Annotated in this window: 11 protein-coding genes; 8 read left to right on the forward strand and 3 right to left on the reverse strand. The window is 40.6% G+C overall.

All coding sequences use genetic code 11. The features are described 5' to 3' along the window. Both G564_RS0112640 and G564_RS0112645 read right to left on the reverse strand, forming a co-directional pair. Window positions 1-209 (reverse strand): transposase (locus tag G564_RS0112640; RefSeq protein ID WP_029037982.1); only part of this gene is annotated, 209 nt, incomplete at its 3' end. A 223-nt stretch (window positions 210-432) separates the two neighbouring features. Further along, window positions 433-1077 (reverse strand): protein-L-isoaspartate(D-aspartate) O-methyltransferase, encoded by a 645-nt coding sequence (locus G564_RS0112645; protein ID WP_029037983.1) that lies wholly within the window; start codon window positions 1075-1077, stop codon window positions 433-435. Between the two features lie 138 nt (window positions 1078-1215). On the opposite strand from G564_RS0112645, the gene G564_RS0112650 reads away from it, so the two are divergent. From G564_RS0112650 to miaA, 8 genes are all read left to right on the forward strand, one after another. After that, entirely contained in the window at window positions 1216-2175 is a 960-nt protein-coding gene (locus G564_RS0112650; RefSeq protein WP_029037984.1) for a Gfo/Idh/MocA family protein, read from the forward strand. A gap of 11 nt (window positions 2176-2186) precedes the next feature. Then, entirely contained in the window at window positions 2187-3077 is an 891-nt protein-coding gene (locus G564_RS0112655; protein ID WP_029037985.1) for a 3-hydroxyacyl-CoA dehydrogenase family protein, read from the forward strand. Window positions 3078-3112: 35 nt separating this feature from the next. Beyond that, the gene (locus tag G564_RS0112660) at window positions 3113-4348 is read left to right on the forward strand and encodes a DUF1015 domain-containing protein (protein WP_029037986.1); all 1236 of its coding nucleotides are present in this window, start codon (window positions 3113-3115) and stop codon (window positions 4346-4348) included. Window positions 4349-4360: 12 nt separating this feature from the next. Continuing rightward, a complete protein-coding gene (locus G564_RS0112665; protein ID WP_029037987.1) occupies window positions 4361-5020 on the forward strand; it encodes a YggS family pyridoxal phosphate-dependent enzyme in 660 nt (219 codons plus the stop codon). A gap of 13 nt (window positions 5021-5033) precedes the next feature. After that, complete coding sequence (locus G564_RS0112670; RefSeq protein WP_029037988.1) at window positions 5034-6407, forward strand: exonuclease domain-containing protein; 1374 nt, start codon at window positions 5034-5036, stop codon at window positions 6405-6407. Next, window positions 6400-8364 carry a DUF3857 domain-containing protein gene (locus tag G564_RS0112675; protein WP_029037989.1) on the forward strand — a complete coding sequence of 655 codons (1965 nt, stop codon included), beginning with the start codon at window positions 6400-6402 and terminating at the stop codon, window positions 8362-8364. The genes G564_RS0112670 and G564_RS0112675 overlap by 8 nt, the downstream gene beginning before the upstream one ends. A gap of 105 nt (window positions 8365-8469) precedes the next feature. Then, the gene (locus tag G564_RS0112680; RefSeq protein ID WP_029037990.1) at window positions 8470-9294 is read left to right on the forward strand and encodes an ion transporter; all 825 of its coding nucleotides are present in this window, start codon (window positions 8470-8472) and stop codon (window positions 9292-9294) included. After that, the gene (miaA, locus tag G564_RS0112685) at window positions 9287-10201 is read left to right on the forward strand and encodes a tRNA (adenosine(37)-N6)-dimethylallyltransferase MiaA (protein ID WP_029037991.1); all 915 of its coding nucleotides are present in this window, start codon (window positions 9287-9289) and stop codon (window positions 10199-10201) included. The genes G564_RS0112680 and miaA overlap by 8 nt, the downstream gene beginning before the upstream one ends. On the opposite strand, the gene G564_RS0112690 is transcribed toward miaA, so the two are convergent. Beyond that, on the reverse strand, window positions 10191-12256 hold a 2066-nt coding region (locus G564_RS0112690; protein WP_029037992.1), incomplete at its 5' end, for a T9SS type A sorting domain-containing protein. The genes miaA and G564_RS0112690 overlap by 11 nt on opposite strands.

Below are 12256 nucleotides of genomic sequence, written 5' to 3' on the forward strand. Positions count from 1 at the left end.
TACATTTGCTTGAGTCGACGGTTCTCTTCTTCAAGTTCTTTGAGTCGCTTAAGTTCTTTGCCATTCATTCCGCTAAAACGCTCTCGCCATTTATAAAAGGCAGCGGTGCTTACACCATATTCACGACTGATCTCGGCAGCTGTTTTACCGTTATCAAATTCTTTAAGGATCTTAGAGATTTGCTGTGGAGAAAATTTGCTTTTTTTCATACTGTTTAAAATTAAGAATTATTCTACTTTTAAACAGTTCGGTTTTAAGGGAAGCTTACATGCTGACTTCGTGATTTTAAATTCTACCTTCTACCTTCCAACTACCTGAACACTGAACACTAAACCGTTACTGCCTACTCTGCACTGCGCACTGCCTACTAGACTTCCTACTTCTCGAATCCAATTTCTAAATTCCTGATCACTGACCACTGATCACTGAACACTAATTCCTGTCTTCCAGCAAAGGCACAAACCTGAAATTTCCGAATTCAGTTTTTTCAAATTCAGTTTCAGATATTCTTTCGAACAACGTCATTACCTGGGTATCCTTACCAACGGGAATGACCATTCTTCCTCCTACTTTAAGTTGACTGAGCAAGGGTTTGGGAACAAAAGGTGCTCCTGCGGTTACGATGATCCTGTCGAATGGAGCGTAATCGGGTAATCCTTTATAGCCGTCTCCAAAAGCCAGGTACTTAGGCCGATAACCTATTTTTGCAAGGAACAGCTTGGTTTTTTTAAAAAGTTCCTGCTGCCTTTCAATGCTGTATACCTTTGCTCCGAGTTCACAGAGTACGGCAGTTTGATAGCCGCTCCCCGTTCCTATCTCCAGCACAAGATCTCCTTTCTTCACCTGTAAAACTTCAGTTTGGAAAGCTACGGTATAAGGTTGAGAGATTGTTTGATCTGCTGCAATGGGAAAGGCTTTATCCTGGTATGCGTGATCTTCAAAACTACTGTCCATGAACAGGTGACGCGGGATCTTTTTAATTGCATCCAGCACCTTTTCATCTGTAACGCCTTTATTCTCCACAACCTTAGCCAGCTGCAATCTCTTTCCCTGATGTTTGATCGTGTCCTTTCGCACTATTTAATCTTTATCGCCCAAAATTACATAAAGATTAACTGAGGTTAAAGAAAAAATGAAAACAGTGGCCCGTATTAGCTGCAAATTGGCATTGGCTTTAGACCAATAAATATTATTTTTGTTGAAAACCATAAAATTATGCTGAAAGCCGGCGTCCTGGGTGCAGGACACTTAGGAAAGATCCACCTTCGTCTTTTACAACAATCCGAAGAATATGAACTGGTAGGATTTTACGATATAGACGAAACAAGTGGCCGTAAGGTTGAAGAAGAATGCGGTTATAAATATTTCAAGGATCTTGATGAGCTCATAGCCGCCGTAGATGTGGTAGATGTAGTTACTCCTACTCTTTCGCATTTCGAAGCTGGCAAAAAGACCATCCTTGCCGGGAAACATCTCTTTATAGAAAAGCCTATAACAAATACCGTTGAAGAAGCCGAAGAACTCACCAGGCTTGCACGGGTACATAAGGTGAAAGGACAGGTAGGACACGTGGAGAGGTTTAATCCGGCTTTTAAGGCAGTGGCCGGCAATATTCATAACCCAATGTTTATAGAAGCGCACCGCCTGGCAGAATTTAATCCGCGGGGAACAGATGTTCCGGTAGTTCTGGATCTCATGATCCACGATATTGATGCCATTCTGAGCGTGGTAAAATCTGAAGTAAAATCTATTCACGCAAGCGGGGTTTCTGTAATTAGCGATACGCCCGATATAGCTAACGCCCGCATTGAATTTGAAAACGGATGTGTGGCAAACCTTACCGCCAGCAGGATCTCATTAAAAAATATGCGGAAAGCGAGATTTTTTCAAAAAGACGCTTATATATCTGTGGATTTCCTTGAGAAAAAATGTGAAGTGGTAAAAATGAAGGATGCTCCCGAAAATCCGGGAGATTTTGATATGATCCTTCAAAATGCCGAAGGTCTTAAGAAACAGATTTACTTTGATAATCCGGAAGTCAGTCCCAATAATGCTATTTTAGAGGAGTTAAATTCCTTTGCTCAGGCTATTAAAAATGACACCACTCCTGTTGTAAGCCTGGAGCAGGGAACAAATGCTCTTAGGGTGGCCAAACAAATAATACAATCATTTTAACTAACAACATTATGAAAAATATTGCAGTAATTGGAGCAGGAACCATGGGGAATGGAATTGCCCATACTTTTGCCCAGTTCGGTTATAAAACAAATCTCATCGATATTTCAGAAAAGAGTCTGGAGCGTGGAATGAATACCATTTCAGGCAACCTAGACCGTATGGTAGCTAAAGAAAAAATTTCTGAAGAAGATAAAAACAGTACACTTAACAATATTACCACCTTCACACAACTTTCTGAAGGAGTGAAGGATGTAGACCTTGTAGTAGAAGCGGCTACAGAGAATGTGGATCTAAAATTATCTATTTTCAAACAACTGGATGAAAGCTGTTCAGCGGATACTGTGCTTGCCTCTAACACCTCCTCTATTTCCATAACAAAGATCGCTTCTGTGGTTTCTAATCCGGAGCGGGTAATAGGTATGCATTTTATGAATCCGGTGCCGGTGATGAAGCTGGTAGAGATCATTCGCGGGTACAACACCAGCGATAAAGTCACTGCCGACATTATGGAACTTTCTCGAAATTTAAAAAAAGAACCTGTCGAAGTCAATGATTATCCGGGGTTTGTTGCCAACAGGATCCTTATGCCCATGATCAACGAATCTATTGAAACCCTGTATAATGGTGTGGCCGGAGTACAGGAAATTGACACGGTTATGAAGCTGGGAATGGCACATCCAATGGGCCCGTTACAGTTGGCCGATTTCATTGGTCTTGATGTATGCCTTTCTATTCTGGAAGTAATGTACAGCGGCTTTAAAAACCCGAAATATGCACCCTGTCCCCTTCTTGTGAATATGGTCCAGGCAGGCAAACTGGGAATTAAATCGGGTGAAGGTTTTTATGATTACTCCGAAAGCAGGAAAGCGGAAAAAGTTTCCGGTCAATTCACCTCTTAAAATCGCATTTTAAGAACCTATTCAATTAAAAGTATTTGGCAAAAATAATTCCTTTTAAAGCGGTGAGACCCGCCCGTGACAAAGTGGGTCTTGTTCCCACACGTCCCTTTCAGGAGTATTCTGTAGATGAAATAAAATTTCAGCTGGAGCACAATCCGTTCTCATTTCTGCACATCATAAATCCGGGATATAAATTTCAGAAAGAAATATCTGGAAGTGAACGTTTTCAGCTGGTAAAGAATCGCTACCTGGAATTCAAGGAAGAAGGCATCTTTATCCAGGATGAGATTCCCGCTTATTACATTTATAAGACCATCTCCCGAAACCAGTCGTACTGCGGAATAATAGCCGCCACCAGTGCCGAGGATTATGAAAATGATGTGATAAGAAAGCATGAAGACACACTGTCTCACCGCGAAAAACTTTTCAAGGATTATCTCAAGACGGTAGGTTTTAATACCGAACCGGTTCTCCTCACCTATCCCGATAGTGAGGTTATTAACGAGATCACAACGCAGGTGATGAAGGAAAGACCGGAATATGAATTTTCCTCGCTTAACCGGGATATTCACTATCTGTGGGTGGTGAACGATACCGAAAGAACACAAAAAATAAGGAGAGAATTCGAACAGATGAAAGCTGTTTATATTGCCGACGGGCATCACCGCAGTGCTTCTTCCTGGCTTCTTGCCAAAGAGTCGCGGGAAAAAAATCCTGAACACACAGGAGAAGAGCCTTACAATTTTTTCCTCAGCTATATGATCGCCCAGAGCAACCTAAAGCTCTACGAGTTCAACAGGCTTGTTCGGGATCTAAACGGGCTGGGCAAAAAAGAATTTCTAATGCAGCTTGATGAATGGTTCAGGATTGAGAACAGGGGAACCGAATTCTATAAACCTTCCAAAAAACATCATTTTTCGATGTACCTGGATGGAGAATATTATTCCCTGTACCTGCGAAAAACAAATTATAAATTCACCGATTCCCTGAGCAGCCTGGATCCTTATATCTTGTTCATTAAGGTGTTGCAGCCGCTTTTAGGCATAGATGATCTCAAAAATGACCGCAGAATATCTTATCTTCCGGGTAGGAATGAGACCTTCGACGTTAAAAAATTAGTTGACGAAGGGGAATTTGCTGTCGGATTTGGAATGCTGCCCCTCACTTTTGAGGAAATAAAAGAAATAGCAGATGCAGGGCTCACCATGCCTCCAAAAAGCACATGTATAGAACCTAAACTCCGCAGCGGACTTACGGTTTATGAATTCTGAAGCAGATAAAAAATGGACATTGCAGAAAACATTCAAAAGATAAAAGCTGAAATTCCTGAAGAAGTCACTCTTGTGGCGATCTCAAAAACGAAGCCCGAAAATGACATTTTAGAAGCCTATAATACAGGGCACCGTCATTTTGGGGAGAATAAGATCCAGGAAATGACAGAAAAATGGGAAAGACTTCCCAAAGATATCAAATGGCACATGGTGGGACATGTCCAACGGAATAAGGTCAAATACATGGCAGAATATGTGGAGCTTATTCATGCCGTTGATTCCCTGAAGTTGCTGAAGGAGATCGATAAACAGGCAGCCAAATATGACCGAAGCATAAGTTGCCTGCTTCAGATCAAGATAGCCGAAGAAGACACGAAATATGGAATAGATGTTGATACTGCACGGGATATACTGGAGTCTTCAGATTATCAGGAAATGTCTCATGTTAAGATAGTTGGATTGATGGGAATGGCTACTTTAACAGAAAAAACAGAAAAGATAAAAGAGGAATTCAGCTATTTAAAGACTACATTTGATGAATTCAAATCCAGGTATAAATCCTTCACAACATTGTCAATGGGAATGAGCGGCGATTATAAAATTGCAATTGAATGCGGAAGTACAATGATCAGGGTAGGAAGTTCAATTTTTGGAGAGAGAAATTATAATTAGAGAGGCTTAGCATTTGTACGCAATTTTAGACATAGAAACTACCGGCGGGAAGTATAATGAAGAGGGAATTACAGAAATAGCTGTCTATAGGTTTGACGGTCATAAAGTTGTAGATCAATTTATAAGCTTAATAAATCCCGAAATTCCAATACAACCTTTTGTTATTGGCCTCACAGGCATTAATAATGAAATGCTTCGCAATGCACCGAAATTCTATGAGGTGGCAAAACGTATTGTAGAGATTACCGAAGGTTCTATCCTGGTAGCTCATAATGCAAAATTCGATTACCGTATTTTACGCACTGAATTTAGCAGGCTGGGCTTTGAATTCGAAAGAAAAAGCCTTTGTACGGTAGAACTATCTCAAAAACTTATCCCGGGTCAGTCCTCCTACAGTCTAGGAAAACTCGTAAGGGCTCTTGGTATTCCCTTAAGTGACCGACACCGCGCCAGTGGAGACGCCCAGGCCACAGTAAAGCTTTTTAAAATGCTTTTGGCTAAAGATCTTGATAAGGAAATCCTTAAAAGCTCTGTACGCAACGCGCCCAAGCTTAGAATGGAGACTAAATTGATCGAAATGCTGGAAGAGCTTCCATCCATAACCGGTATTTATTACCTGCACAATGCAGATGGAGACATCATTTACATTGGGAAAAGCAAGAATATCAAGAAACGGGTAAATCAGCATTTTACCAGCGAAAACAGAAAATCGCTGGAGATACAAAAAGAAGTTGCATCTGTGAGTTATGAAGCTACAGGAAATGAGTTAAATGCACTTCTTAAAGAAAATGAAGAGGTTAAACGCAACAAACCCAAATACAACAAAGTTTTAAAGGGTTCTATATTTTCCCATGCACTATATCAATCTAAAGATAAGGATGGATATATCCACTTGAGAATAGGTAAGATAGACAAGCGTAAAAAATATATTAATGCTTTTGCTAATCTTCAGCAGGCAAAAATTGCCCTGGAAAATATTGTCCGGGAACACAGGCTTTGCGAGAAATACACTAGCCTGCATAACGGCAATGGCAACTGCTTTAATTACGGCATAAAGGAATGTAACGGAGCATGTTCAGGAGAAGAATCTGCTTCAGAATATAATGAGCGCGTAAACCAGGTGCTCGAAAAATACAGCTACGAAAAACAGAACATGCTGGTCATTGACCGCGGCAGGGATTTGGATGAGAAGAGCGCTTTACTGGTGGAAGAGGGACAGTTCAAGGGAATTGGTTATTTTAACCTGAATTATCAGCTGAACAACATGGAGATCATCAAATCAATTATTACTCCCATGAAGAGTGACAGAGATGCACAGCAGATCATTCAGAATTACCTGAAAAAAAATAACCGATTGAAAATCATCCACCTCAATACTTATGACTAAATTTTTACTCCTCTCATTCTTCCTATTTCCTATTATCATCACAGCACAGGAAGATCTTTTTAACACCAAAGATCTTGATGTAAACACCGCCGAACTCGAGGCTACCGTCTACAGTAAGGACTCCACCGCAAACGCTTTCTACATTTTTGAAGATGGTTACAGCCGCTTTCAGTCCGGCGGGGATTATAATATCCTTTTCGACTATAAGGCAAAAATTAAAATTCTGAACAAGGAAGGCTTTGATCATGCCAATATTGAGATAAGACTACATAAAGGAAAGTCAGGCAAAGAGAAGATAGAAGATCTTAAAGCCGTGACTTACTATATGCAGAATGGCAGACAACATGTTCGCCATCTTCATCCTGATGTTGTATATACCGAAGAAAATCCTGAATACGATCTTGTGAAATTCACTTTCCCCTCGGTTCAGCCGGGAGCAGTTCTGGTTTATTCCTATAAAAAAGAGTCTCCCTTTATTTTTAATTTTCAACGCTGGTGGTTCCAGGAAGACATTCCGAAAATGTACAGCCGCTATATTGCAGAAATTCCCGGAAACTTTAAGTACCACATTAAAATGATAGGTCATCAGCCCCTGGATGTGGAAAACAATGATGTAAAAAAACGCTGTTTCCAGTTCGACGGAATTGCGGGAGAGGCAGATTGTATGCGATCTGAGTATGTAATGAAGGATATTCCGGCCTTTAAGGAGGAAAAATATCTTACTTCCCGATATAATTTTATTTCCCGTATAGAATATGAACTAAAGGAGATCATCAGAACAGACGGGGCGGTAAAAAAATTCACCCGCAGCTGGGATGATGTGGACAGAGAGCTTAAGACAGATAATGATCTTGGCAAACAGCTGCGGAAAACTAAATGGGTGCGGGGAGTACTTCCGGAGGAGATAAGCAATAAAAGTAATTCCCCTGAAAAGGCCAGGGAAATTTACGAATATGTTAGAGACAACTACCGTTGGAACGGAGAGTACCAGATCTTTCGCAATGTGAGTATCAAAGATCTACTGGAAGAAAAAACGGGAAATGTTTCGGCTATAAATATTTTGTTGCACAATCTATATGTTGAAGAGGGATTTGAGGCACTTCCATTCCTTAGTTCTACCCGTGGAAATGGTCTGCCAACGCAGCTCTACCCGGTGCTTTCAGAATTTAATTATCTTATGGTGCAGCTGGAACTGGAGGGAAAAAAGTATTTGCTTGACGCAACAGAAAAAAATGCAGATTTTGGTATTACTCCTTACCGGTCCCTTAATAAATATGGCAGACTTCTGGATTTCAAGAATGGAAGCAGCTGGGCAGACATAGAACCAGAAGGTTACTCCACTGTCATCCTCCATGATTCCATTAAAGTAAATACAGATGGGACTGCTACAGGAAAATCGGTTCATTCCTTTTCGGGATATCATGCTCTCGCCGTGAAAACCCGACTTGAAGAAATCAAGCCCGAAGAGATCTTTAATTCACTGTCCAATCCTAATGACCACACAAGAAGCCTCTCTGCCGTGCCTAACAGTATGCCAAATGAAGTGAGTATAAAATTCGCTCTTCATAACTCCAGCCAAAAGATCAATGATCTGATCTACATCAACCCCTTCAGTTTTAAATTTTTTAGTGAAAATCCATTTAAGCTGCAAGAAAGAACCTACCCTATTGATTTCGGATACAAAGATGCCTACACCTACAATGTAAGCCTGGAAATTCCGGAAAACCATGAATTTGTTGAAATTCCTGAAAATAAAATAATTGCCCTGCCGGAAAAAGGCGGAACGCTTCACTTCATGGCTCAAAAGATAAGCGAGCATTCTGTGATGATACATTGCAGGGTCTCCTTTCCCTTCACAGTTTACAGCCCGGGATTTTATCCATACCTGCAAAAATTCTTTTCAGAAATGATAGAGTTACAGGAGCAGTCAATTGTTCTGGTGAGAGAAAAAGCGTAAGAAATTGATCAATCCTTGATGAGAGAATGTTATGTCCACAATTCTCCCGCAAGAAAAATGTGGTTCTGCTTAAAAATTCTATTTTTACGTATCTAATTTTAGTTAATGGCCGATCAAAAAATTTCTCCCTGGAGATTAAAACTTCATGAGATCATCTATGAAGCAGATACTCCTGCGGGAAAAGCATTTGATGTTGGTCTACTCCTGGTAATTGTTCTTAGTATTGTTCTGGTGATGTTAGAAAGCATTGGAACTCTTAACGAAAGGTACTATTGGGAATTCTATACAGCTGAATGGATTATAACCATAATTTTTACTATAGAATATATTCTGAGAATTATAGCAATAAACCGCCCTTCCAGATATATTTTCAGCTTTTACGGAATTGTGGATCTTCTTTCTACTCTACCAACTTACATCGCCATTTTAGGCGGAGGACATAATCTTTTATTCGCAGTAAGGGCCTTAAGACTGCTCAGGATCTTCAGGATCTTAAAAATTACACGTTATATCGGGGAATCGAACAGGCTGCTCCTTGCTTTACGCAATAGTCGTGCAAAGATCCTTGTCTTTCTATATGCTGTTGTTATACTGTGTGTAATTATGGGAACAGTGATGTACCTGGTGGAAGGACCAGAAAACGGGTACACCAGTATTCCAATTGGAATTTACTGGTGTATAGTTACCCTCACCACAGTTGGATTTGGAGATATTCATCCTGTAACACCTTTGGGACAATTCATAGCCTCTCTCATTATGATCACCGGTTACGGAATAATTGCTGTACCTACCGGTATTGTAACTGCTGAATTTTCCAAAAAAATGAAGGATGTACCCATTAACACCCAGGTCTGCCCTCATTGCAATGAATCAAAGCATCTTGATGAAGCTGAATACTGCCACAACTGCGGAAATCTTTTAAATGAATAAGAAATTCCTTTTTGTTGTGGTTGGTCCTACGGCTATAGGAAAAACAGCCCTTGGCATCACACTTGCTGAAAATTTCCAAACTGATATTATTTCTGTTGATTCCAGGCAGTTCTATAAAGAAATGAAAATTGGTACCGCAGTTCCTTCTGAAGCTGAATTAAAGGCCGCAAAACATCATTTTATACAGCATATTTCAGTAAAGCAGGAGTATTCTGTAGGAGATTTTGAACGGGATGCCCTCCAAAAACTGAAGGAAATTTATTCTGAAAAGGATATAGCTGTCATGGTTGGCGGCAGCGGATTGTATGTAGATGCAGTAGTGCATGGGCTGGATGAATTTCCTGATGTTGATCCCTCAATCCGGGAAAGTTTGAATTACCGGCTGGAGAATTCGGGTATAGCATCCCTTCAGGAGGAACTAAAAACGAGAGATCCCGAATATTTTTCCGAAGTAGACAAACAGAATCCTCACCGGTTGATCAGGGCACTGGAAATTTGCATAGGTACCGGAAAACCATATTCTTCTTTCAGGAAAAGGAGCAGCAAAAATCGCTTTTTTGAGCCAGTATATATCGGACTCACTGCACCAAGGGAAATGGTTTATGAGCGAATAAATCAAAGGGTTGACCTCATGATGGAACAGGGACTCCTTGAAGAGGTGAAACAATTGGATGATCTTAAACACCTAAATGCACTGAACACGGTAGGATATAAAGAACTCTTCAAATATCTCAAAGGAGAATGGGATCTCGAAACCGCGGTAGCCGAAATAAAGAAGAATACCAGACGCTTTGCTAAGAGACAATTCACCTGGTTTAGGAAAAATGAACAGATCAATTGGTTTGAAGCTACTACTCCAAAAGAAGAGATCATGACCTTTGCAGAAGAAAGGCTTTTTAATTTTTAATTATAGCTCTCTTTAAAAATTCTCTTCCATTTGTATGGATCAGGAGAGAATATACACCCGACTGGTAGGCTCTAAGGTCGAGCCTATAATCAAATATTGAGATGTTCTCATAAGTCTGCTCAAATAAAAATCTGCCTCTCATGTCAAAAACTTCTATTCGTTCAATAATAAGTTGGGGAGATGTTTGGAGACGTACCAGACCCAGACTGGGGTTGGGATAAAGGATCACATAATCCCTCCCAGGCTCTGTTGGGATTTCACACCTGTTTTCGGGATCTTCTACAATTATTGTGATCTCACAGGAACCTTCCTCTGTTGGGGTGGAATAGTTGAATACCACGGTATTTTCACCCAGGTCCATACAATTAAAAGTATCCCTACTTACAGTAAACTGAGCTGTACCGGAGCCTCCTGTAAACAGGTCCCTGGGATCAAGAATTGCACTTCCATTGGCTCCAATTTGAATTACATGCAGATCCACACATTCCACCGGCTGCACATCTTCATTAGGAAGAACATTCACCGTTACGATACAGGTACCGGTATTTCCTGAACCATCGGTGGCAGTAAAAGTAACCTGCTGATTTCCTATATCTGCAGTCGTAAAGTTATATTTACTAAGGCTAAATTCCGCTATCTCACAATTGTCATAGGAGTTTAAATTCAAGTCTTCGGCTGCCAGGCTTGCCGTCCCCGATGAATTTAATCTAAGCTCGATTTCCTGAATGCAGTCGGCTATCGGGTCAATGTCGTCAATCACTGTGACATTCATTTCACAACTACCTGTATGCTCACCCCAATAATTTACTGTAATCACCTCATTACCAATATCATTACAAGTGAAATAATCTTTACTCACTTCATAATCTATATAATCTTCATTTCCAGAGTATTCAAGCACCAGAGTATATTCCCCATTCTCATCAAGTCTCACAATTTTATCTCCACAATTTACTCCTCTACCCTCTTCATAAGGGACCACAGTGACAATGGTTTCACAAGTATCGGTATTACCTACAGCATCTGTAACGGTTAAGATAACATCATTAACCCCGGCATCTGAATCTTCGAACCTGGTTTTACTTAGATTCATTACAATAGATCCACAGTTATCTGATGAACCATCATCAAGAATATCTGCTGAAAGTATTCCATATCCATCTTCATTTAAATAAAGAGTAAATTCTGAAACGCAGGAAGCAGTGGGATCAATATTATCATCAGCCTGTAATATAAGATCAAAATTACAGGAAGCTGTTTCGGCTCCCAGTGTGGCAGTAAGAGTGATAGTTATATTTTCACTGACTACGGTTCCTTCGGGAGGGGATTGAGTGATCACTGCATCAGGATCGTTTGTTACCGCCAGTGCTGTAAAGTCGGGGATTTGGAGCTCACAATTATCGTCCAGATCCAATGTTTGGTCAGCCGGACAGGTGATGGTCAGGGGATCGGGCTCTTGAGTAGCCTCAACAGTGACATCTACAGTACAAGTATCTGTTAATCCTGCTTCATCGGTAACTGTCAAGGTTACGGGAACTACTCCTATGTCTGCTGATGTAAAATTATACTGGGAAAGGGTTCTGTCAGCTATTGTGCAATTGTCGGCAGAATTATTTTCAATGTCGTTTACTGTTATTGAAGCCTGTCCATTTGCATCCAGGGTTACTGTGAAAGGAGCGACACAATTGGCAACAGGGGCAGTATTATCAACAACTGTAATAGTGGCGGTGCAAGTACTGGAAAGACCTGTTGCAGGATCTGTGACAGTAAGTATAACCGGATTCCCTCCTATATCTGAGCAATCGAAGGAGGAAACATCAATAGCCAGATCTAAAGAACTATCTCCACCACTATAAACCTGAGCAGCAGTAATAACAGCTGCACCGTTTGAATCTAAAGAAACAGTAAAATTATTACAAGTAGCTTCAGGCGGCTCTGGTCCTGCAGGAGCCTCAACAGTCACATCTACAGTGCAAGTATCTGTTAATCCTGCTTCATCGGTAACAGTCAAGGTCACAGGAACTACTCCTATGTCTGCTGAAGTAAAATTATACC

The organism is Salinimicrobium xinjiangense DSM 19287 (genome assembly GCF_000423585.1).
Classification (GTDB): Bacteria; Bacteroidota; Bacteroidia; order Flavobacteriales; family Flavobacteriaceae; genus Salinimicrobium; species Salinimicrobium xinjiangense.